The sequence below is a fragment of the Streptomyces vietnamensis genome, from assembly GCF_000830005.1.
Lineage (GTDB): Bacteria > Actinomycetota > Actinomycetes > Streptomycetales > Streptomycetaceae > Streptomyces > Streptomyces vietnamensis.
This window is the reverse complement of sequence record NZ_CP010407.1, coordinates 6517535-6538163: the sequence shown is the minus strand read 5'-3', so window position 1 is coordinate 6538163 and position 20629 is coordinate 6517535. Positions and strand designations below refer to the sequence as shown.

Genomic DNA, 20629 nt, shown 5'->3' with positions numbered 1-20629 from the left:
GCCGGCCGGTCAGCCGAGCGCCGGGACGGGAGCGGGCAGGTAGGGAGTGATGTTGCGCCAGGCGCGCTCGATGTACTCCTCCTTCTCCCCGACCGGGGCGACGTAGTGCAGCGCCTCTTCGGCGGCGTCGTGGCCCTGGAGGCGGGCGATGATCCAGGCGGCGAGGTACTGCGAGGCCAGGCATCCGCCGGCGGTGGCGATGTTGTCCTTGGCGTAGAAGGGCTGGTTGAGGACCTCGACGCCGGCGGCGACGACCCACGGCTTGGTGGTCAGGTCGGTGCAGGCGGGGACGTCGGTGAGCAGGCCGAGCCTGGCCAGGACGAGCGCGCCGGAGCACTGCGCCGCGATGAGCTGACGCGAGGGGTCGAGGCCCCGCAGGACGTTCATGATCGCCGGGTCTTCGACGACCTCGCGGGTGGCGATGCCGCTGCCGACGATGACGGCGTCGGCGGCGCAGGCCTCCTCGAGCGTGGACATCTGCTCGATGACCACTCCGTTCATCGACGTCACCTTGGGGCTGGGGGTGGCGATGGTGACGCGCCAGCCGTCGGTCTTGATGCGGTTGAGCACGCCGAGCGCGATCAGGGAGTCGAGCTCGTTGTAGCCCTCGAACGTGAGGATGGCGATGTGCACGGCGGCTGCCCTTCCGGATCCGGGATGCGTATGGCTCGACGGTAAGGACCCGCGAACAGGACAGTCAAAGAATTGTCATGGATACAATTCGGCGCATGGCAGCCTCGCGGTACAAGGAACTGGTCGACGCCCTCGCGGCGGACATCCGGGCGGGGCGGCTCGCCTCGGGCGCCCGGCTGCCGACCCACCGCGGGCTCGCCGCCCGCGAGGGGATCGCCCTGGTGACCGCGACCCGGGTGTACGCCGAGCTGGAGGCGATGGGCCTGGTGAGCCGGGAGCAGGGCCGTGGCACGTTCGTGCGTGACATCGCGGTTCCCGCCGGTCACGGCATCGATCAGCAGGTCGTCGCCACGGGCGCGGTCGACCTCAACTTCAACTATCCGTCGCTGCCCGGCCAGTCCGACCTGCTGCGACAGGCCCTGCGCGAGGTGGCCACCTCCGGTGATCTCGACTCGCTGCTGCGCTACCAGCCGCACTCGGGCCGGCCCCAGGACAGGGCCTCGATCGCACGTCACCTGCGGCGTCGGGGGATCGCCACGGACGCGGATCGGATCCTCATCGCCAACGGCGCGCAGCACGGCCTGGCCATCACCGTCATGGCCACGCTCAACGCCGGTGACGTCGTCGCGGTCGACGCACTCACCTATCCCGGTTTCAAGGTGCTCGCGCATGCCTTTCATCTCGACCTGGAGCCCATCCCCACCACCACCGGCGGGCCGAATCTCGACGCCCTGGAGAAGCTGTGCGCGACCCGCCCGGTGCGCGCGATCTACACCATGCCCACCTTGCACAACCCTCTGGGCTGGGTCATGTCGCCGGCCGACCGCGCCCGCCTGATCGGGATCGCTCGACAGCACGGTCCGCTCATCATCGAAGACGCCTCCTACGCCTACCTGGCCGAGGACCCTCCACCGCCCCTGGTCGCGACCGCACCGGACATCACCGTCTACGTCTCGGGACTGTCCAAGAGCGTCGCCACCGGTCTGCGGGTCGGCTTCGTCGTCGCCCCGCCTTCCGCGGTGCCCTCGCTCGAACGCGCGATCCGGGCAACCACCTGGAACACCCCCGCCCTCACCACCGCGATCGTCTGCCGCTGGCTCGACGACGGCACGGTGGACCACCTGGAAGCGCAGAAACGAGACGACGCCAGGGCCCGCCAGGCGCTCGCCGGACAAGAACTGGCAGGCCTGCCGCTCGTCAGCCACCCCTCGTCCTACTTCACTTGGCTGCCGCTGCCCGACGACGCGCGCGCCGATCGCCTGACCGCCGCCCTCGCGCGCCGGCACATCTCGGTGACCACGGCGGAGCCGTTCACCACCTCGACGCACACGCCGCAGGCGATCCGCCTCGCGCTGGGCTCGACCGATCTGGACACGCTCCGGTCGACGCTGCGCACGGTGCGGCAGGTCGCCGTCGAGGACGCCTACGCCTGAACTCCCCTCGGCCGGACGGTTCCTGTCCGCGCCGACGTGCGCCACCACGCGTGGCGGGGTCCGAAACGGCTGATCGGGCCCCTGTGCCAGGATGCGTGTACCTGCCCGCCATCGACACGAGGAGCGACACCATGAGCACCGCTTCCACCGGCTACCTCTCCGAGCTGTTCTCGCTGGAAGGACGCACGGCCCTGGTCACCGGCGGCAGTTCGGGCATCGGCAAGGCCATCGCGGGGGCGCTGGCCCGGGCGGGGGCGAGCGTGGTGGTGCTGGCGCGCAAGGAGTCCGAGCTTGTCGCGACCGTCGAGGAGTTGACGGCCGACGGCTGCCGGGCGGCCTGGGTGAGCGCGGACCTGAGCACCCGGGAGGGCATCAAGGCGGGGGCGGAGGCGGCGGCTGCCGTCTTCGGGGAGCCGGACATCCTGGTGAACTCGGCCGGCATCAACCTGCGTCCGCCGTTCGGCGAGTTGGGCGAGGAGGTGTGGGACACGACGATGACCGTGAACCTGGAGGCGCCGTTCCTGCTCGGTCAGCGCTTCGGGCCCGGCATGGCCGAGCGGGGCTTCGGCCGGATCATCCACGTCACCTCGCAGCAGGCGCACCGCGCGTTCGTGCAGAGCGGGGCGTACGGGGTGTCCAAGGGCGCCCTGGAGTCGCTCGCCCGCTCGCAGGCCGAGGCCTGGTCCCCGTACGGGGTCACCGCCAACACCCTGGTGCCCGGCTTCGTGATGACCCCGCTCAACCAGCGCCTCTCCTCCGACCCGGAGAAGGTCGCGGCGCTGGCCGCCCGCACGATGGTCGGCCGCAACGGCCTCGCCGAGGACTTCGCGGGCGCGGCCGTCTTCCTGGCGAGCGCGTCCTCGGCGTACGTCACGGGCCAGTCCCTCTTCGTGGACGGCGGCTTCTCCGTCCACTGAACCCGTCCGGTTCAGGGGTCAGCCGCGGTTGATCGTCTCGCAGGTGTTCGTGACCACGTCCAGGGCCGCGAGGTCCGCCGTGACGGTGTCGTTGGTGCCGCCCTCGCATTCGACGCGGTCGTAGCCGCCGTTGCGGCTGATGATGGTGTCGTTGCCGGCGAGGCCGCGGAAGGTGGCCTGCGTGGGGCGGGTGGGCCAGCCGTCGGGGTCCGCCAGGTGGTCGTCGGCAGTACCGCCGACGAGGACGTCCCGGCCGGGGCCTCCGTCGAAGTCGACGGGGATGTTCAGATCCGCCCCGGCCGCGAGCCGGTCGTCCCCGTCGCCGCCGTCGGCGTGGATGCCGGTGATGTCCGCGATCGCCCCGCAGGTCGCCGTGGTCGGGCTGGTCTGGGTGCAGCCGGGGCCCGCGGTGATGCCGCCCGGGTCGGACACCCGCAGGAGGGGGGCGGTGGCGACGTAGAAGGTGACCCGGTTGGCGGCACCCGCCACCGGTACGAACGTGACGGTTCCTCCGGAACGGCTGACCGTGCCGGTGCCGGAGGCGGGGCCGGGGCATGCCACTGCGGGGGTCGCGGACAGCAGGGGGATGGCCAGTGCGGCGGCCAGAGCGGGCACGATGACGCCACGGCGCCCACGGTCGGTACACAAGCGCATTCCTGACTCCCATCCAGATGTCCGGTATCTCACGAAATGCACTCTTGATGGGTCCTCAGGGGATGTCAAACGCAGGCACGGGTCCGTCAGGCCGGAGAGCCAGCCCATGCGGCGAGCGCCTTCCCGCAGGCATCCACGGTCCTCGCCGACGGGCCGAGGCACGTGGAGAGGGCCGCCGACAGGGCCAGGGCCGGGCCCTCGGCCGGGTCGCCGCCCAGGGTCACCGCGCACGCCACCGTCGCCAGAGGGCCTTCGACGCCGGGCGGAACCGTGAGCGTCAGGACCAGCTCGCAGCTGCCCGCGCGGGCGCCGACGGCGTCGAGCCGGGCGGTCATCGCCGCCGTCAGCGGATCCGCGCCGCTCTCCAGCGGGCCCGGGGGCAGCGGGAACTCCTCGTCCACGGCCACGACGCCGATCCCGCGCAGGGTCGTCGCCCGCAGGTGCAGGGCGCGGGCGCTGTACACGCCCGTGCTGTGGAGCACGTACACGGCGACGAGCGCGGCCCGCACCGCGGCGCCGAGCCCGCCCTCACCGGAGAGGGCCGGCAGCGGGAAGCGCAGGCGGGGCGGGCGGAGCCGTACCGGCGCGAGGCCGTAGGCGAGCGCCGTCAGACCGTCGTGGACCGTCTCACCGAGGAGCCAGGGCCCGCCGGGGCCGAGCATCAGGAGCCGACCGTGCTCGTCGACCGCGAGCGGCGCGTCCGTGTCCGTACGGCCGAACGGGAAGAGCCGTACACCGAGGGAGCCGGCGAGCCGGTTCAGGGACGGGACGTCGTGGCGGGCCTCGCGGGGGTCGACGGCACTGCCGACGGCGACGACCTCGCGGCCGCCGGTCGGGGCGGGAAGGACGGTGAGGCCGTGGAACTCGCGCACGGCCCGCTCGGCGGCGGGGAAGAGTTCGGCGCCGACGGTCACCGTGACGAGGACCGCCAGCATGGCGGCGTCCCCGGCGTCACGGCCGGGCCGCCAGCCCGCTTCCGTCAGTACGTCGCTCATGCCTGGTCGTGGAGGATCTCGATCCCCAGCCGGTCGAGGAGTGCCGTGCAGGAGCGGCAGACGTCCGCCTCGGTGCCGTGCTCGGGGTCGCCGTGCGGGCGGATCTTGCGGGCGACGATCGCCGCGCCCGCGAAGTGCGGGACGGCCTCGTCGAGGGTGGCGGTGCGGCCGTCGCCGCGCTGCCGGTCGAAGCCGTGGAGCTCGTCGGAGACGAGGGCGGACTCGGCGCAGTAGCCGATGAACGGCTCGCGCAGGGCCGGCGGGAGCGCGTCGAAGAACTCCTGGATGGCGGGGTGGAGTTCCGGCTCGCCCTCGCCGGTGAGGTTGGTGTGGCTGGTGATGGTGCCGTGGATGAGCAGCGAGGCCGCGGTACCGGGGATCAGGTCAGACAAAGTAGTCCTCCGCGTCCTGCATGGGGGCGTGGGCGAGGGCGATCATGGCCTCGTACTTGTCGGCGCCCATGTAGTAGGCGCCGGTGTGGTGCAGATAGAAGAACCGGCCCCGCTCGTCGATGAGCACCGGTGACCCCTCCGAGCCGTCGAGGCCGACCGGGAAGAGCCGCACGCCGAGATCGCGGCTCAGTTCGGCGACCTCGGCCGGGGTGGACCGGTAGCCGAGGTACGGGGTGAAGTAGAGGTGGTCCTCTCGTGCGGCGTCGATGGTGAGACGCAGCCCGCCGTGCTCGGCGAGGAAGGCGGTCGCGGTGTCGAGGGGTTCCACCGGGAACCCCGCCTCCCGGTACTGCCCGGCGATCTCGTCGACCATCGCCGGGACGGTGTCGGCCACGTCCCGTCCCGGGAACCAACCGTGCTCCCGGAACCAGGCGTCGACGTCCTCCGGGGTGTTCAACTGCGGCATGTCTGCTCCTTATCCGGCGTACGCCGTGACACCGGCCATGTCCATCGCGATCGCGCAGGACCGGCACGGCGGCTTGTACTCGCCGTGGCCGAGGGGGTGAGGCTTGATCTGCTCGCCGATCTGCACGCTGTAGACCTGCGACCCCTTCATGGCGTCCCGGACCTGGTCGACCGAGGTGATCCCCGTGCCGTCGGGGTCCATCTGGCGGAGCCGGTCCGAGACGAGGTTCGCCTCCGCACATTTTCCATGACCCGCACCGGGGAAGCCGCCGTCGGCCTTGATCTGCTGGTCGACCTGATCGTAGATCGACTGCATGGCCGGGTGCAGGTCAGGGGTCTTCTGGCCGGCACCCTTGGTGGCGCTGGAGTGGCTGGTGACGACGCCGTCGTGCAGGAGGCTGCCGGCGCACGAGCCGTCGAGGAGGTTCGTGCCGGGCGGGAAGTGGGTCTTGGCCAGGTCGATCTGGTGCTTGGGGTCGTCCGGGTTGTTCGGGTCGGCCTTGCGCGCCCTGTCCGCGAGGTCGCGGGCTTCCTGGACCAGGGCTTCACGCTGCTGCTCGGGCGTGAGGTGGCTGACGTCGAGCGGGTCGGTGCGGTGGTGACGCATGTTGCCCGCCGAGCTGCCGTGCCAGGGCGGGGCCGGGGTGATGCGGTTTCCGCCGGGGTTGTCCCCGGAGCCGCCGTTGCCGGAGCCGCCGGGGGGATTGCCGTTCCCGCCGCCACCGCCTCCGCCGCCGCCCTTGTGGTTGTCGTGGTCGCCCTTGCGCTGGCGGGCGAAGCGGTCGCGGAGGTCGTCGTCGGTGTTCTTGTGGTCGACGGAGATCTGCTTGACGACCTTCGGCAGCGTCTGGCCGACGTGGTCGCCCATCGACTTCGCGGCCTTGGTCAGGGCCTCCATCGCCTTGTCGGCGATCGGGTCGATCGCCTCCGCGATCGAGTCACGCCCGCGCGTGCGGCCGTGCGCGGTCTTCGCCTTCGTGAGCTTGCCCGTCGTCTTCCCGTGGATCCTCACGCTGACCGTGTTGAGCTGGGTGGAGGCGTGGTCGTGCTCGGCGTGCTCGATGTGCAGGTTCTTCAGGCCGCTGCCCTTGGGGCCGCCGCCTCCGGCCGAGGCCAGGTGCATGGCCTCCTTGCCGGACTGCACGCCGTCCTTGAAGCCGTCCGTACCGGCCTTCTTCGTCTGGTCGAGGTCCACCCCGTCCTGCAGGCCGATCGCCATCGCGCCCAGCTGCACGACCAGGTCCGCCGCCATGCCCTCCAGAGCCGCCACCGCCGGCTCGGTCAACGCCGACACGACGTACCCGACGGCCTCCTCCACGCACTCCTTGATCAGCCGCTTGACGACCTCCTGCGTGGCCCGCATCGCGCCCGCGCCGATCAGCATCGACAGGCCGCCGGTCACCGGGATCAGGGAGAGCGCGATGCCCGCCTCGGAGGCCAGGTAGCCGAGCTGCACCAGGGCCGCCAGCTTCATCCCCTCGACCGCGCCGGCCGCCAGGTCGAGACCGCCCGCGATCGTCCTGGCCGCGCCGGCGATGTCCTTGAAGTGCTTGCCCTTGACCTTCTGCCAGTGCTCGTCGAGGGCGTCGATCGCCTCGCCCTCGCCCGAGGACAACAGCCGCTCGAAATGGTTGTTCGCGAGCTGGCCGTCGTCCTCCAGGTCGTCCGCGAACTCCCTGAGCGCGTCCGCCATCTCGCGGTACGCGTCCTCGTCGACATTCGGCCAGGAGACACCGATCAGATCGAGAAGGGTGTCCGCCCAGTCCGGAACCGTGACCGCCACGTGTTCTGCCCCCCGTTGCAGGACTGTTTGCAATACGCAACAGTCCTACCACAGGGGGCAGCTGACGAAGCGTCCAGGGGTCAGCCCTCCTCGGGCTCCAGACGCAGGGAGATCGAGTTGATGCAGTACCGCTGGTCCGTCGGGGTCGGGTAGCCCTCGCCCTCGAAGACGTGGCCCAGGTGGGAGCCGCAGCGGGCGCAGCGGACCTCCGTGCGGATCATGCCGTGGGAGGTGTCCGCGACGAGCTCGACGGCCGAGCTGTCCTTCGGGTCGTAGAAGGACGGCCAGCCGCAGTGCGACTCGAACTTCTCGTTCGACGTGAAGAGCTCCGCCCCGCAGGCGCGGCAGGAGTAGACGCCCTTCGTCTTCGTGTCGGTGTACTCACCGCGGAACGCGGGCTCCGTGCCGGCCAGCCGGAGCACCTGGTACTCCGACGGGGTCAGCTGCGCCTGCCACTCCTCGTCCGGCTTCTCGACCTCGTACGCCATCGTTCGTCCACTCCCTCAGTTCGACAGGCGGGCGAGGATCTGCGGACCCAGGTCCGTGACGTCGCCCGCGCCCATCGTGAGAACGAGGTCGCCGGGGCCCGCCATTCCCGCGATCACGTCCGGGACGGTGGTCTTGTCGTGGACGGGCGTCACGGCGGCGCCGGCCCGCTCGGCCGCGGCGATGATCAGCTCGCTGGTGACGCCCGGGATCGGGTCCTCGCGGGCCGGGTAGATGTCGAGGACGACGGAGGCGTCCGCGAGGGCCAGCGCGTCGCCCATCTCCTTGCCCAGCTCCTGGGTGCGGGAGAAGAGGTGCGGCTGGAAGACGACGAGCAGGCGGGAGGCGCCGGCGGCGCCGCGCATGGCCTCCAGGTCGGCGGTCATCTCGGTGGGGTGGTGCGCGTACGAGTCGATGACCTGTACGCCCTTGGCCTCGCCCTTGAGCTGGAGGCGGCGGCCGACACCGGTGTACGCGGTGAGGGCCTGGGCGAGCTCGGCCGGGTCGATGCCGACGCGGGCGCCGGCGGCCAGGGCCGCGGCGGCGTTGTGGGCGTAGTGGCGGCCGGGGACGGAGACGGTGAAGGTGTGCTCGACGCCGTCGAGGAGGACCGTCACCTCGCTCTTCATCCCGTTCGGGACGATCTTGAGGATGCGGGCGTCGGAGTCCTCGGACTCGCCGACGGTGATCACGGAGAGGCCCTCGCGGTCCGCGACCCGGCGGGCCAGCTCGCGGGCGCCCGCGTGCTCGCCGACGACCAGGGTGCCGCCGGGGCGGATCTTGGCGGTGAAGGCCTCGAAGGACTCGTAGATCTCGTCCATGGACGCGTAGTTCGCGTGGTGGTCCAGCTCGACGTTGAGGACGATCGCGACCTCGGGGTCGTACTTCTGGAAGCTGCGGTCGCTCTCGTCGGCCTCGGCGACGAAGACCTCGCCGGAGCCGTGGCGCGCGTTCGTGCCGGGACCGTGCAGGTCGCCGCCGATCGCGTACGAGGGGTCCAGGCCGAGCTCGGTGAGGGCGACGGCCAGCATGGAGGTGGTGGTCGTCTTGCCGTGCGTACCGGCGACCGCGATCGCGCGCAGGCCGTCCATGAGGGAGGCGAGCGCGTCGGAGCGGTGGACGACGGGGATGCCGAGCTCGGCGGCGCGGGCCAGCTCGGGGTTGTCGGCGCGGATGGCGCTGGAGACGACGACGGCGGAGGCGTCGTCGGCGAGGTGCTCGGCGGCGTGGCCGATGTGCACGGTGGCGCCGAGGGCGCGCAGCGACTCGGCGGTCGCGGACTCCTTGGCGTCGCTGCCGGCGACCTTGGCGCCGCGCTGGGCGAGGATCTTCGCGATGCCCGACATTCCGGCACCGCCGATGCCGATGAAGTGCGGCCGTTCCATGGCGGCAGGGATGGCGGGTGCCATGCGGATCTCTCCCCGGGGTGTGTGGTTCTGGAAGCCCCCAGCCTAGTGGCTCCGGCCGGGGTCCCGGCGGTCGGCGGGGCCGGGGCCGCGCCCCCTGCACGGGGCGACGTGGCGGCTCCGGGTCCACGCCCCCTGCACGGGCGACGCGACGGCTCCGAGCCCGCACCCCCTGCACGGGGCGCGGACCCGGCCTTGCCGTTACTCGCTGTGGGCGAAGAGCTTCAGGACGGGGACGCCGACCTTGTGGCGGGCCCGGGAGGCCCAGTCCCGGTGGAAGAACTCCTCCACGTAGTGCGGGGCGGTGAGCACGATCACCTCGTCCGCCTCCGACTCGTCGACCACCGCCTTCATCTTGTCGAGCGGGTGGTCCTCGACGACCTGCCCGACCGCTTCGCAGCCGGCGTTTCTCAGGGCCTGGAGCGAGACCTCCAGGGCCTGCTCGGCCACGGGCCGGGCCTCCTTGCCCTCCGGTTCGTCGCCCTCGTGGGCGGCTTCCTTCAGTTCGCCCATGGCGACGTCGTCGATGGCGCGCAGCAGTACATCGGCCTGGTCACCACGCGGCTGCATGAGGACGATGAAGGACATGCCCTCGTCGCCGTGCAGGGTGGTGACGAATTCCACGTCGACGGACGTGAGGGGCTTCTCGATCATCAGAACGCTTGTGAACACCTCAGGAGCCCTTCTGCGGAAACCATCCTTCCCCGTGCCCGCACGGGGACTGCGACAGTAAGTGTGCCCAGCGGACGGTAAGCGGAACGACAAATTCCGCCGATTGTCAGATCCGACGGTAGCGGGTGAAGAGGAAGCCGTCCTGCTCCATCACGGAAGCCACCTGGAAGCGTGTCGGGACGGCCACCGAAGGCCCTCCGGCGATCCGCTGAGCATCACCCGCGGTCATCGTCGGCGAGACCGTCAGGCACAGCTCGTCGAGGACCTCCGCCGCCACGAACTGGCCGAGCAGCCGGGGCCCGCCCTCGGTCAGCTGGCGGCGCAGCCCGCGCTCCGCGAGCGCCGCCACCGCGCGGGCCGGCTCCACCCCGGGCCCGTCGCCCGCGATCAGCACCACGGCGCCCGCCGCCCGGGCGGCCTCGATCCGGTCGGGGGGCGCGACGGCCCCCGTGAGGATCAGGGTCGGCACCAGCGGCTCGGTGAAGAGCGGCAGCGAGAAGTCGAGGTTCAGGGAGGCGCTGACCACGGCGATCACGGGCGCCGGGCCCTGTCCGGCGGCGGCCCGGCGGGCCGCGAAGGCCTCCCGCGCGCGTGCCGGCCGGTAGCCCTCCAGGCGTACCGTTTCCGCACCCACCACGACCACGTCGGCGAGCCCGCGCAGGATCCCGAAGATCCGCATGTCCGTCTCGGAGGAGAGGGGCTGGGAGCGCCCCCCGTGCTGGCCCGCCCCGTCGAGCGAGGAGACCATGTTGGCCCGCAGCCACGGATCGTCGCCCTCCGGATACGCATAGGCGTCCGCGAGGGCGTCGAGCGACCACTCCCGGTCGGCAGCGGCTGTCATGTCCGTCACAGGGAAGAGCTGGCGCATGATCGAAGTCTGACACGGCGCTTACAGTGGGGAACTGTGTCGACCCGTGCCCTCACCGAAGCGGCTTCTCCCGAAGCGGCCCCGCTCTCGCTCTGCTCCCGAGAGCCCCACGTCCCCGCCGACCGCCTCGTCGCGGAGATGGTGCCGCCGCCGCGCTTCGACTCCGTACGCTTCGACACGTACCTCCCCGACCCGAACCAGCCGAGCCAGACGGACGCCGTCAAGATCCTCAGCTCCTTCGCCGAGGGCCTCGGCGGGGCGCACGCCACCGGCGCCGGCAAGCGCCGCTGGTTCGCGAAGAAGCCGGCCGCGCCGAGCGGCCCGCGCGGGGTCTACCTGGACGGCGGGTACGGCGTCGGCAAGACCCACCTGCTGGCCTCGCTGTGGCACGCGACCCCCGCGGAGCCCGCGCTGAAGGCCTTCGGCACCTTCGTCGAGCTGACCAACCTGGTCGGCGCGCTCGGCTTCCAGCAGACCGTGCAGACGCTGAGCGGACACCGTCTCCTCTGCATCGACGAGTTCGAGCTCGACGACCCGGGCGACACCGTCCTCGTCTCCAGCCTCCTCGGCAAGCTCGTCGAGTCGGGCGTGGCCCTCGCCGCCACCTCGAACACGCTCCCGGGCAAGCTCGGCGAGGGCCGCTTCGCCGCCGCCGACTTCCTCCGCGAGATCCAGGGCCTCTCCGCCCACTTCCGGCCGCTGCGGATCGACGGCGAGGACTACCGCCACCGCGGTCTGCCCGAGGCCCCCTCCCCGTACTCCGACCAGGTCGTCACCCAGACCGCGTACGCGACGCCCGGCGCCTCCCTCGACGACTTCCCGCACCTGCTCGAACACCTGGCCAGGGTTCACCCGAGCCGGTACGGCGCCCTCACCGACGACCTCGGCGCCGTCTGCCTCACCGACGTCCAGCCGGTCCCGGACCAGTCGACGGCCCTGCGGCTCGTCGTCCTCGCCGACCGCCTGTACGACCGCGAGATACCCGTGCTGGCCTCCGGACTCCCCTTCGACAAGCTCTTCAGCGACGAGATGCTGAACGGCGGCTACCGCAAGAAGTACTTCCGGGCGATCTCCCGGCTCACCGCGCTCGCCCGCGACGCGAAGGGCCTCGTCGCGCAGTAGCTTGGTGGCCGTACCCGATCGAAAGGGATCCACCATGGCCACCGTGCGTCACGCCCACACCGTCTGGCAGGGCGACCTCCTCAAGGGCTCCGGCGTCGTCACCCTCGACTCCTCCGGCCTCGGCTCGTACGACGTCTCCTGGCCGGCCCGGTCGGAGGAGCCCAACGGCAAGACGAGCCCCGAGGAGCTCATCGCGGCCGCGCACTCCTCCTGCTTCTCGATGGCCTTCTCGAACGGCCTGGCCAAGGCGGGCCACGCGCCCGAGCGCCTGGAGACGAAGGCCGACGTCACGTTCCAGCCGGGCGAGGGCATCACCGGCATCCACCTCACCGTGCGCGGCACGGTCTCCGGCCTCGACGCGGACGAGTTCCAGGCGCTCGCCGAGGACGCGAAGAAGAACTGCCCGGTCAGCCAGGCGCTCACGGGCACGACGATCACCCTCACCGCCGAACTGACCTGACGCCGGATCAGCCTCCGCGCCACATGAGGCAGTTGTGGCCCGCATGGTTCACCTGTCACCACCGTGCGTGATACACACATGCGGGTCACACGTCACACACCACCTGTCTGTCCGCCAACAGAAAGTGGGTTGCCGCCTCATGTCCGCAACACGACGTCAGATCCTCTCCCGCACCGGCGCCTCCGTCGCCGGGATCGCCTTCACGGGCGCCCTCTCCGAACTCTTCGCCGGCAGTGCGAGTGCCGCGTCCCGAACGGGCGGCTACGGCCCCCTCGTACCCGACCCGGACGGTCTCCTCGACCTCCCGGCCGGCTTCCGCTACAAGGTCCTCTCCCGGATGGGCGACCCGCTCCGCTCCGGCGAGGGCCTGGTCCCCAGCAACCACGACGGCATGGGCGCCTTCGCCGGCCGCCGCGGCCGGGTGCACCTCGTCCGCAACCACGAGAACCGGGTCACCGGGAAGATCCCCGTCCCCACCGTCCCCGGTCTCACGTACGACCCGGCCGGCAAGGGCGGCTGTACGGTCCTCGAACTCGACGGCCGGAACAACGTCCTGGACGAGCGGGTCGGCATCGCCGGGACCGCCGTCAACTGCGCGGGCGGCCCCACCCCCTGGAACACCTGGCTGACCTGCGAGGAGACCGAGGACCGGACCGGCACCAACGGCTACACCAAAGACCACGGCTTCATCTTCGAGGTCGACGGCGCCGACCCGCACCGCACCGGAGCCGTCCCGCTCACCGCGATGGGCCGCTTCCAGCACGAGGCGATCGCCGTCGACCCGGCGAGCGGCATCGTGTACGAGACGGAGGACGCCTTCGAACGGCCCTTCGGCCTCTTCTACCGCTTCCTGCCGGAGAAGCCGCTCGGCGGCACCGGCTCGCTGCGCGCGGGCGGCGCCCTGGAGGCCATGCGGGTGCCCGGCGTACCCGACCTCTCCGTCGTCCAGGAGACCGGCGCCCGCTTCGACGGCATCGAGTGGGTCCCCGTACCGGACCCGCTGGCGACGTCGACCTCCATCCGGCACCAGGACTTCGGGCCCAGGGGCATCACGCACGCCCAGAAGCTGGAGGGCTGCTACTGGGGCGGGCGGGCCGTCTACTTCGTGTCCTCCTTCGCGCGGGCCAAGGACGGCTCGGCGGCCACGCACTTCGGCCAGGTGTGGAAGTACGAGCCGCACAAGCGCCGGCTCACGCTCGTCGTGGTCTTCGGCCCGAGCACCGACGTCCGGCTGCCCGGCGAGTCCCCGGACAACATCTGCCTGGCGCCGACCGGGGGCCTGATGGTCTGCGAGGACGGCAACGGGGCGCAGCACGTCTTCGGGGTGAGCACGGAGGGCGAGGTGTACGCGGTGGCCCGGGGCGCCCAGAACATCGGGACGCCGGAGGCCCCGGAGTGGGGCGAGTTCGCGGGCGTCACCTTCTCCCCGGACCGCTCGACGATGTACGTCAACTGCTACACGCCCGGCACGACGTTCGCGGTGACGGGCCCGTGGTGCTGAACCGGCCGGACTAGCGGGCACCCGGGTTCCGTCGCAGGATCGGGAGAGGACGAGAGGACGAGCGGCGCGGCGGAAGGGGCCCGAGGTGGCGAAGAGGGACGGCGGGAAGAAGAAGCGGAAGGCGCCCTGGCCCGTACCCGCTCCCGAGCCCGCACTCCGTGACGTCCTCCGCGTCCCCGAGGGGGAGCGGATCGACCTCACCGCGTACGACGCCCGGGCGACCCCCGCCGGTCCCGCCGACAAGGCGACGGGCCTGGCCGCCACCGCCGCCCTCGGGCCGCGCCTCGCCGAACTCCAGGAACGCCTGTACGCGGCGAGCACCGCCGGCGACCGCCGGCGGCTGCTCCTCGTCCTCCAGGGCATGGACACCAGCGGCAAGGGCGGCACGGTCAAGCACGTCATCGGGCACTTCAACCCGTCCGGCTGCCGCATCCGCGCCTTCAAGGCGCCGACCCGGGAGGAGCAGAACCACCCCTTCCTCTGGCGGATCATGCGGGCGCTCCCCCAGCCGGGCGAGATCGGCATCTTCGACCGCTCGCACTACGAGGACGTCCTCGTCGCCCGCGTCCGCGAGCTGGCCCCGCGCCGCCTGATCAGCCGCCGCTACGGCCAGATCAACCGCTTCGAGAAGTCCCTCGCCGAGGACGGGGTGACCGTGGTCAAGGTCTTCCTCCACCTCTCGTACGAGGAACAGCGCGACCGGCTCCTCAAGCGCCTCGACAACCCCGACAAGCACTGGAAGTTCGACCCGGGCGACATCGAGGAGCGGGCGCTGTGGCCGGAGTACCGGAAGGCGTACGAGATCGCCCTCGAACGCTGCACGACGGACGAGGCCCCGTGGTACCTGGTCCCGGCGGACCGCAAGTGGTACCGCAACTGGGCGATCAGCAAGCTGCTGCTCGAACACCTGGAGGCGCTGGATCCGAAGTACCCGCCGGGGGACTTCGACGTGGCGGAGTGCCGGGCGCGGCTACTGGCCACGTGAGGCGCGCACGTCCCTGACCGCGCGCTTCAGCCGTCCGGACGTCCGGACGTCGAAGAGGTCGAGGAGCTCCAGCCTTCCGTGCTCGGCCATGGTGGTGAGCAGCCGCTCCAGGAGCGCCTTCTCGTGCGCGCGGGCGAGCCGGTCGGCGAAGGTCGTCATGACGGTCGTGTCGTCCAGCCACGTCACCAGGTCGAACAGGGACGCGATCAGGTCCTCGTCGAGCTCCCGGAGACAGCGGGCGAGCCGCACGTCGTCGATCTCGTCCCCCTCCCGGTCCGGCGCGTGGCCGGCCGCGACGGCGATCACGAGGGCCGCCACGTCGTACCTCCCCGCCTGTGCGAGCCCGACCGCGACCCGTATGCCGAGCAGGTCGAGCCGGCTCCCCCTGGCGAGCTTCTCGGCCACGCGCGGCAGGCGGGCCGGGGGCGCCGTGCCGGTCAGCGCGGCCGACACCAGGGCGACCGCCTCCGCGTTGCTCTGCACGCGGCCGACCGCCTCGGCGAGGATGCGGTCGGCCTCGGCCTCGGAGCGGGTCTCGGGGTCTCGCAGCCCCTGGTAGACGGCGGCCGCGTTGCGCTCGGTGACCCGGGCGGCGACGGCGGACACCCACGACTCCCTGACCCTGGAGCGTCCGAGCCTCGTGACCTCCGGGCTGAACGCCAGGACGTCCTCCAACGGCCTCAGCCGTGCCACGTCCGCGGCGAAGGTCTCCGGGGCCGCGCCGATCTCCCGCAGCCAGCGGAGCAGCTCCGCCACGTCCTCCAGCGGCCGCGACCAGGCCGCCTCGGTCAGGTCCCGCGCCGCCTCGGTCAGGTCCTCCTCGTCCCACATCCGCTGGAGCTGCTGCTTGAACAGCTCCAGCGGCACATCGCCGGGCGTGACCGCCGACCGCCGCGACAGCTCCTCCTCCAGGTCGAGGACGTGGTCCCGCAGCTCGCGGGTCTGGCGTTCCGCCTCCGCCCGGAGGTGTTCCGCGTCCTGGAGGTCCTGGCGGAGCCGGTCGATCTGGCGGAGGAGGTCCTCCTGGGCGCGGGCGAAGGCGGACCGCTCCGCGCCCCAGTCGAGGCGGAGGCTCGTGAGGTCGTCGGCGACGCCCCGCGCCTCCGCCTCCTTCTTGTCCAGCAACGCGTTCAACGCCTCGATGTTGCGGTGCGCCCGCTCCGTGTCGCGCCGTGAGCGCGCCAGCTCGTCCCGCAGGCTCTCCAGGCGGTACTCGTCCGGGCTGCAGACCCGCAGCGCCTCGAGGCGCCGGCCGCGCAGCGCCTCCTTCGCCTCCAGCTGGAGCGGGGCTCCGAGGTGGTCCTCGATCTCCCGGACCAGGCGGTCGATGAAGTCCTGGGGCGCGACCCGGCGGCCGGAGAGGTAGCGGGAGACGGCGGACTTGTCGAGGTGGACGCGGTACGCGTACTGGCTCTGGCTGATGCCCAGCCTGGTGAACAGCTCCTTCAACACGTTGCCGAGCGCCGCAACCTCCGGGACCTCTCCGCGCTCGATCTCCGACGAACTCCCCCGCGTACGTGCGACTTCGGTCACGGTGCCTCCCCCGGGCGCTGTGGACACCGCGACGGCAACGGTTGCGGCTTTCGCAACGTACCGGATGCCGCCGACGGTGGGGGCTCGTCGATCCCCTCCCCGAAGGAACCCCATGCGTACGCTCCGCTGGGCCCAGCGCGCCCTGATCGTTCTCGTCGCCACCCTGCCCCTGCTGCTCGTGACCCTCGCCTTCGTCCCCGCCCTGCTCGTCCTCCCCTTCCGCCGTGAGCGGGCCGCGCACGCCGGCGCGATGGTGCGTCAGCTCAGCGCGTGGACTCGGGTGCTGCTGCTGTCGAGTCGCGAGCGATAATCACTTTGATCGGTTAACTTCCGATCGTGAACACTTCTGTACGAAAGATGGCGGCGCTCGGTCTCCTGGGCGCCGCCCTCGTCGGCTGCGGCACCGGCGCGGCCGAGAACCCGGCGCCCAAGGCGAAGGCGGCCGTCTCCACGAGCCCCTCGGTCTCCACGAGCCCCTCGGCCGAGCCCAGCGCCGCCGCCCCCGGCCCGAAGCCCGCGCGCGTGCCCGCCGCCCCGCCGACCATGGCGCCCGGGCCCGGCGGCCTCACCCCCGTGTACATGCGCCGCGCCAAGGGCACCGAGAAGGTCGTCGCGCTCACCTTCGACGCCGACATGACGGCCGATCAAGGCCCCCGGGCCGCGCGCGGCGAGCACTTCGACAACCCCGAGCTCATCGCGACCCTGCGCCGGCTCAAGGTGGACGCGACCGTGTTCATGACCGGCCGCTGGGCGGAGGAGTACCCGGACCAGGCCAAGTCCATCGGCGGCGACCCCCGCTTCGAGATCGCCAACCACTCCTACAGCCACTACGCCTTCGCGTCCCCCTGCTACGGCCTGCCGACCGTCCCCGGGCCCGACATGGCGTCCGACGTGCAGCGCGCCTTCGACTCCTTCCGGGACGCCGGGGCCGTCAACGTCGTCCCGTACTTCCGCTTCCCCGGCGGCTGCTACGACGACGCGGCCCTGCGCGCCCTCGCCCCCGTCGGGGTCACCGCGGTCCAGTGGGACGTGGTCAGCGGCGACGCCTTCGCGAAGGACGCCGACGCCGTCGCCGAACAGGTCCTCGACGGGGTGAAGCCCGGTTCGCTCGTCGTCATGCACTGCACGCGCAGCGCGGCCCCCGTGACCGAGCGGGCGATCCGCCGGATCGTCCCGGAGCTCCGGGCCCGCGGCTACCGCTTCGTGAAGGTCTCGGAGCTCATGAGCCGCTAGGGCCCGACGCCTCACTCCAGGCGGGCCGTCGCCCGGGACGCGAGCGCCGCCGTCGCCGCCGCCAGGAGCAGCGCGCCGGCGCAGGCGAGCCAGGGCGGGTCGGCGGTCGTCGTACGGGCTCCGGTGACGAGGGCGGTCATGGCGTACTTGGCCGGGGAACCGGTCGTCACGAGCGCGAGGAGCGACCCGAGGACCAGGGCCGCGAGGGACCAGCCGGGAGCCCGGACGAACGGGCGGGAGGCCAACGCGCCGACGACGGCTCCCGTCAGGGCGCAGGCCGACGCCGCGAGCAGCCCGGCGGAGACCGCGGCGGGCACGGTGACCCCGCGCCGATCGGCGATCGCCGTCACCGCGAGCACGGCGACCGTACCGACGAGGACCGGCCAGGCGGCCCCGGTGAGCAGCGCCGCGAGATGCGCACGGCCCCGGCCGGCCGCCGCCGCGACCACGCCGCGGGCGGCGGGCGGCTCCTGGGTGAGGCAGATCCGTACGGTCCAGGCGGACACCGGGAGCAGGGCGGCGGCGCTGAAGCCGAGCGCGCCGAGCACCGGTTCGCCGGCCTGGACGCCGACGCCGATGAAGGCCGCGTACAGGAGCAGCGGCGCCAGCCAGCGCTGGGAGCGGAGCAGCAGACCCGACTGGTAGCGCAGGAGCGCCGTCATACCCGTACGCCTTCGGTGCCGAGGTGGTGGATGTGCCAGGAGGCGGCGAGGAGCACGCCGAGGAGGGCGTCGGAGTGCGCGGCGCCCACGGTGAGGACGGTGGTGCGACCGTCGGCGCCGGGGGCGACGACCGGGTCCCCGGGCAGCCGCCCGGGCAGCGCCGAACCACCGGAGGCGACGATGCGGACGAGGGCCAGGCCCGGAACCGGACCGGCCACGAGCCCGACCGCGGGCGAGAGACCGGACCCGACCGCAGACGCGAGCTCGGGCCCGGCCGCCGGAAGACCGGTCCGCGTCTCCGGCAGGCCGGTCGTCGCCGCCGCGGCCCCCGCCGGTGACGGCGTCAGTTCCCGTACCCGGCCCGCCTCCACCCCGTACACGACCCCCGCCTCCCCCTCAAGGCGACGGGGGTCGTGGTCGACGAAGACCACCGTCGCGCCCGCCGCGAGGCGTTCGCGGACGGCGGCGTCCAGTTCGGCGCGGGCGCCGGTGTCGAGGCCGGTCCAGGCCTCGTCGAGGACGAGCAGGGCCGGGTCGGCGAGGAGGGCCTGGGCGACGGCGACCTTCTGGCTGGTGCCCTTGGAGAGCTCCGCGAGCCCCGTACGCGCGTGCTCGCCGGCCCCGAAGCGCTCCAGCCACTCCCCCGCCCGGGCCCGCGCCGCCGCCCGGCCGAGGCCCTGGACGCGGCCGAGGTGGACCAGGTAGTCGAGGGCCGTGAAGGGAAGGGCGACCGGGAAACGCTCGGGGACGTACGCGGTGCGGGCGGGACGGCCGGTGACGCGGCCCTCGGTGGGCGCGTCGACGCCGGCGAGCAGCCGGAGAAGGGTGGACTTGCCGGTGCCGTTGGTGCCGACGACCCGCACGAGGGCGGCGGCGGACAGGTCGAGCGAGACCTCCCGCAGGACCCACGGCCCGCGAAGGCCGTGCCGCCGCCCGACGTGCTCCAGCCTCAATGCGAGAGCCTCAGTTCGCGGTCTTCTGCGGGGTGAGCTCGCTCGGCCGGACGACGACGAAGCCCTGGCCCTCCAGCTTCAGTTGCACCGCCTCGCCCGAGCCGCCGCGGATCATCGAGCCGAGGGACTGCGAGCGGTGCAGGGAGGTGTGGAGCTGCTCGCTCCAGCCGACGACGGCGTCGGTGTCGACGTACACCGGGGCCTGCGGGGTGACGGGGATGACGATCGGGTTGCCCTCGCACATCAGGGCGATCTTGCCGTAACCGGAGAAGACGGAGTTGAAGAGGCCGCCGCCGGTCATGCCGGCGCCCTTCACGGTGCGGATGTCGTAGTGGAGGGTGGCGTCGAAGCAGAGCACGTTGCGGCCGTTGACGGTGAAGGCCTCGCCCTGCTCGATCTCGACGATGAAGCAGTTCTGCGCCTCGTGCGCGAACCAGGCCTCGCCCTGGCCGCGCACGGCCATCAGCGCCAGGCCCTCGCCGGTGACGGCCCGCTTGAGCATGCCGCCGATGCCCTGGCCCTTGCGTTCGAACTGGAGGTCGCCGCGGAAGGCGATCATCGAACCCTGGCGGGCGTGCATCTCACCGTTCACGGTGTACTTGACCGATTTGGCGTTCTGGAGGGTCATCCCCGGGAAGGTCGCCGCCTCGGCGAGGTGTTCACCGGCAAAAAGATCGCTCTTCATGAGGGGCATCCTGTCCCGGAAGCGATGATTCCCACAAGAATCGCTCCTCACCTCAATGGCAGACTTGCCGGGTGAGCAGCAACGAGACCGATCTCCGCGACGAGAAGCCCCAGTTCGTCCTCCCCCTGGTCGTCCGGATCGAGCGCGACGCGCCCCCGGCCCGTACCGACGCCCTGGAGACCGCGGCGCGGGCCGTCCTGGAGATCCTGACCGACGACCGCTCCCTCGGCGAGGGCGAATGGGCGCAGGCGATCACCGACTGGCAGGACGCCCGGATCCGCAAGGTGGTGCGCCGGGCGCGCGGCGCGGAGTGGCGGCGCGCGAACACCCTGCCGGGCATCACGGTGACCGGTACGGAGGCGGAGGTACGGGTCTTCCCGCCGGTCCCGCTCGACGGCTGGCCCAAGGAGCTCGCGAAGCTCCAGGTCTCGGGCACGGACCTGGACGACCCGACGGCGCCCGGCCCCGTTCCGGAGGGTGCGGCGGTGCTGTGGATGAACCCGGAACTCGACATGTCGGCGGGCAAGGCAATGGCCCAGGCCGGCCACGGGGCGCAGCTGCTGTGGTGGGCGATGGACGAAGCGGACCGCAAGGCGTGGCAGGAGGCGGGCTTCCCGCTCGCGGTGCGGACCGCGACGGCCGAGGCCTGGCCGACCCTGACGACGAGCGGCCTCCCGGTCGTCCGCGACGCGGGCTTCACGGAGATCGCCCCGGGCTCGTGCACGGTGGTGTCCGAGGGCAGCGCCCTCTTCGCCTCCCGCCTGCGTCTCCCCCGGGCCTGACCGCTGCCC

The 20629-nt window shown here is 72.3% G+C and carries 22 protein-coding genes and 2 pseudogenes; 9 read left to right on the top strand and 15 right to left on the bottom strand.

From position 1 onward, the window contains the following. Nucleotides 1-9: 9 nt before the first annotated feature. Nucleotides 10-633, bottom strand: coding sequence for a DJ-1/PfpI family protein (locus SVTN_RS29340; protein ID WP_041131800.1), 624 nt, complete (start codon nt 631-633; stop codon nt 10-12). A 95-nt stretch (nt 634-728) separates the two neighbouring features. On the opposite strand from SVTN_RS29340, the gene SVTN_RS29335 reads away from it, so the two are divergent. Both SVTN_RS29335 and SVTN_RS29330 read left to right on the top strand, forming a co-directional pair. Next, nucleotides 729-2066 carry an aminotransferase-like domain-containing protein gene (locus tag SVTN_RS29335; protein ID WP_041131799.1) on the top strand — a complete coding sequence of 446 codons (1338 nt, stop codon included), beginning with the start codon at nt 729-731 and terminating at the stop codon, nt 2064-2066. Between the two features lie 131 nt (nt 2067-2197). Beyond that, a complete protein-coding gene (locus tag SVTN_RS29330; protein WP_041131798.1) occupies nt 2198-2983 on the top strand; it encodes an SDR family NAD(P)-dependent oxidoreductase in 786 nt (261 codons plus the stop codon). A gap of 18 nt (nt 2984-3001) precedes the next feature. Here SVTN_RS29330 and SVTN_RS29325 read toward each other — a convergent pair whose 3' ends face one another. The 10 genes and pseudogenes from SVTN_RS29325 to SVTN_RS29285 form a co-directional block, all read right to left on the bottom strand. After that, nucleotides 3002-3631 (bottom strand): hypothetical protein, encoded by a 630-nt coding sequence (locus SVTN_RS29325; protein ID WP_159026506.1) that lies wholly within the window; start codon nt 3629-3631, stop codon nt 3002-3004. A gap of 92 nt (nt 3632-3723) precedes the next feature. After that, a complete protein-coding gene (locus SVTN_RS29320; RefSeq protein ID WP_041131796.1) occupies nt 3724-4632 on the bottom strand; it encodes an SUKH-3 domain-containing protein in 909 nt (302 codons plus the stop codon). Next, nucleotides 4629-5024 carry a YwqJ-related putative deaminase gene (locus SVTN_RS29315; protein ID WP_052499355.1) on the bottom strand — a complete coding sequence of 132 codons (396 nt, stop codon included), beginning with the start codon at nt 5022-5024 and terminating at the stop codon, nt 4629-4631. Before SVTN_RS29315 ends, SVTN_RS29320 begins: the two co-directional genes overlap by 4 nt. Beyond that, the gene (locus SVTN_RS29310; protein ID WP_041131795.1) at nt 5017-5490 is read right to left on the bottom strand and encodes an SUKH-3 domain-containing protein; all 474 of its coding nucleotides are present in this window, start codon (nt 5488-5490) and stop codon (nt 5017-5019) included. Before SVTN_RS29310 ends, SVTN_RS29315 begins: the two co-directional genes overlap by 8 nt. Before the next feature lie 9 nt (nt 5491-5499). After that, nucleotides 5500-5907: pseudogene (locus SVTN_RS46630) on the bottom strand (YwqJ-related putative deaminase); the annotation flags it as partial. 327 nt (nt 5908-6234) lie between these two features. Further along, nucleotides 6235-7272: pseudogene (locus SVTN_RS46625) on the bottom strand (WXG100-like domain-containing protein); the annotation flags it as partial. A gap of 80 nt (nt 7273-7352) precedes the next feature. Then, the gene (msrB, locus tag SVTN_RS29300; RefSeq protein ID WP_041131793.1) at nt 7353-7760 is read right to left on the bottom strand and encodes a peptide-methionine (R)-S-oxide reductase MsrB; all 408 of its coding nucleotides are present in this window, start codon (nt 7758-7760) and stop codon (nt 7353-7355) included. A 15-nt stretch (nt 7761-7775) separates the two neighbouring features. Next, nucleotides 7776-9167: a UDP-N-acetylmuramate--L-alanine ligase gene (murC, locus tag SVTN_RS29295; protein ID WP_041131792.1), complete on the bottom strand. Its 1392-nt coding sequence runs from the start codon at nt 9165-9167 to the stop codon at nt 7776-7778. A 198-nt stretch (nt 9168-9365) separates the two neighbouring features. Next, nucleotides 9366-9818 (bottom strand): hypothetical protein, encoded by a 453-nt coding sequence (locus SVTN_RS29290; protein WP_041131791.1) that lies wholly within the window; start codon nt 9816-9818, stop codon nt 9366-9368. 124 nt (nt 9819-9942) lie between these two features. After that, on the bottom strand, nt 9943-10704 hold the full coding sequence (locus SVTN_RS29285) for a pyrimidine reductase family protein (RefSeq protein ID WP_041131790.1): 762 nt from the start codon (nt 10702-10704) through the stop codon (nt 9943-9945). A 36-nt stretch (nt 10705-10740) separates the two neighbouring features. Here SVTN_RS29285 and zapE point away from each other — a divergent pair, with 36 nt between their 5' ends. The 4 genes from zapE (at nt 10741) to SVTN_RS29265 (ending at nt 14772) form a co-directional block, all read left to right on the top strand. Further along, nucleotides 10741-11826, top strand: a complete 1086-nt coding sequence (gene zapE / locus SVTN_RS29280; RefSeq protein ID WP_041131789.1) for a cell division protein ZapE — start codon at nt 10741-10743, stop codon at nt 11824-11826. Between the two features lie 34 nt (nt 11827-11860). After that, entirely contained in the window at nt 11861-12286 is a 426-nt protein-coding gene (locus tag SVTN_RS29275; RefSeq protein WP_041131788.1) for an OsmC family protein, read from the top strand. 139 nt (nt 12287-12425) lie between these two features. Further along, nucleotides 12426-13787, top strand: coding sequence for an alkaline phosphatase PhoX (locus SVTN_RS29270; protein WP_041131787.1), 1362 nt, complete (start codon nt 12426-12428; stop codon nt 13785-13787). Between the two features lie 85 nt (nt 13788-13872). After that, entirely contained in the window at nt 13873-14772 is a 900-nt protein-coding gene (locus SVTN_RS29265; protein ID WP_041131786.1) for a PPK2 family polyphosphate kinase, read from the top strand. On the opposite strand, the gene SVTN_RS29260 is transcribed toward SVTN_RS29265, so the two are convergent. Next, nucleotides 14758-16305, bottom strand: a complete 1548-nt coding sequence (locus SVTN_RS29260) for a helix-turn-helix domain-containing protein (protein WP_041131785.1) — start codon at nt 16303-16305, stop codon at nt 14758-14760. The genes SVTN_RS29265 and SVTN_RS29260 overlap by 15 nt on opposite strands. A 112-nt stretch (nt 16306-16417) precedes the next feature. Here SVTN_RS29260 and SVTN_RS29255 point away from each other — a divergent pair, with 112 nt between their 5' ends. Together SVTN_RS29255 and SVTN_RS29250 are read left to right on the top strand one after the other, a co-directional pair. Then, the gene (locus SVTN_RS29255) at nt 16418-16615 is read left to right on the top strand and encodes a hypothetical protein (protein ID WP_041131784.1); all 198 of its coding nucleotides are present in this window, start codon (nt 16418-16420) and stop codon (nt 16613-16615) included. 47 nt (nt 16616-16662) lie between these two features. After that, nucleotides 16663-17538, top strand: a complete 876-nt coding sequence (locus SVTN_RS29250; protein ID WP_041131783.1) for a polysaccharide deacetylase family protein — start codon at nt 16663-16665, stop codon at nt 17536-17538. A gap of 11 nt (nt 17539-17549) precedes the next feature. Here SVTN_RS29250 and SVTN_RS29245 read toward each other — a convergent pair whose 3' ends face one another. The 3 genes from SVTN_RS29245 to SVTN_RS29235 are packed head-to-tail and all read right to left on the bottom strand — an operon-like array spanning nt 17550 to nt 19838. Beyond that, nucleotides 17550-18200 carry an ABC transporter gene (locus SVTN_RS29245; protein ID WP_041131782.1) on the bottom strand — a complete coding sequence of 217 codons (651 nt, stop codon included), beginning with the start codon at nt 18198-18200 and terminating at the stop codon, nt 17550-17552. Beyond that, on the bottom strand, nt 18197-19153 hold the full coding sequence (locus SVTN_RS29240; protein WP_052499354.1) for an ABC transporter ATP-binding protein: 957 nt from the start codon (nt 19151-19153) through the stop codon (nt 18197-18199). The genes SVTN_RS29245 and SVTN_RS29240 overlap by 4 nt, the downstream gene beginning before the upstream one ends. Before the next feature lie 10 nt (nt 19154-19163). After that, nucleotides 19164-19838: an AIM24 family protein gene (locus SVTN_RS29235; protein WP_041131781.1), complete on the bottom strand. Its 675-nt coding sequence runs from the start codon at nt 19836-19838 to the stop codon at nt 19164-19166. Nucleotides 19839-19909: 71 nt separating this feature from the next. On the opposite strand from SVTN_RS29235, the gene SVTN_RS29230 reads away from it, so the two are divergent. Further along, entirely contained in the window at nt 19910-20620 is a 711-nt protein-coding gene (locus SVTN_RS29230) for an aminoacyl-tRNA hydrolase (RefSeq protein ID WP_041131780.1), read from the top strand. Nucleotides 20621-20629 lie beyond the last annotated feature (9 nt).

What these genes read in the sequence shown, in the direction of transcription:
- SVTN_RS29285 (WP_041131790.1), bottom strand. Translation starts at nt 10,704, where the DNA reads ATGCGCCAGCTCTTCCCTGTGACGGACATGACAGCCGCTGCCGACCGG.
- SVTN_RS29255 (WP_041131784.1), top strand. Translation starts at nt 16,418, where the DNA reads ATGCGTACGCTCCGCTGGGCCCAGCGCGCCCTGATCGTTCTCGTCGCC.
- SVTN_RS29335 (WP_041131799.1), top strand. Translation starts at nt 729, where the DNA reads ATGGCAGCCTCGCGGTACAAGGAACTGGTCGACGCCCTCGCGGCGGAC.
- SVTN_RS29250 (WP_041131783.1), top strand. Translation starts at nt 16,663, where the DNA reads ATGGCGGCGCTCGGTCTCCTGGGCGCCGCCCTCGTCGGCTGCGGCACC.
- SVTN_RS29270 (WP_041131787.1), top strand. Translation starts at nt 12,426, where the DNA reads ATGTCCGCAACACGACGTCAGATCCTCTCCCGCACCGGCGCCTCCGTC.
- murC (WP_041131792.1), bottom strand. Translation starts at nt 9,167, where the DNA reads ATGGCACCCGCCATCCCTGCCGCCATGGAACGGCCGCACTTCATCGGC.
- SVTN_RS29290 (WP_041131791.1), bottom strand. Translation starts at nt 9,818, where the DNA reads ATGATCGAGAAGCCCCTCACGTCCGTCGACGTGGAATTCGTCACCACC.
- SVTN_RS29275 (WP_041131788.1), top strand. Translation starts at nt 11,861, where the DNA reads ATGGCCACCGTGCGTCACGCCCACACCGTCTGGCAGGGCGACCTCCTC.
- SVTN_RS29330 (WP_041131798.1), top strand. Translation starts at nt 2,198, where the DNA reads ATGAGCACCGCTTCCACCGGCTACCTCTCCGAGCTGTTCTCGCTGGAA.
- SVTN_RS29310 (WP_041131795.1), bottom strand. Translation starts at nt 5,490, where the DNA reads ATGCCGCAGTTGAACACCCCGGAGGACGTCGACGCCTGGTTCCGGGAG.
- SVTN_RS29235 (WP_041131781.1), bottom strand. Translation starts at nt 19,838, where the DNA reads ATGAAGAGCGATCTTTTTGCCGGTGAACACCTCGCCGAGGCGGCGACC.
- msrB (WP_041131793.1), bottom strand. Translation starts at nt 7,760, where the DNA reads ATGGCGTACGAGGTCGAGAAGCCGGACGAGGAGTGGCAGGCGCAGCTG.
- SVTN_RS29320 (WP_041131796.1), bottom strand. Translation starts at nt 4,632, where the DNA reads ATGAGCGACGTACTGACGGAAGCGGGCTGGCGGCCCGGCCGTGACGCC.
- SVTN_RS29245 (WP_041131782.1), bottom strand. Translation starts at nt 18,200, where the DNA reads ATGACGGCGCTCCTGCGCTACCAGTCGGGTCTGCTGCTCCGCTCCCAG.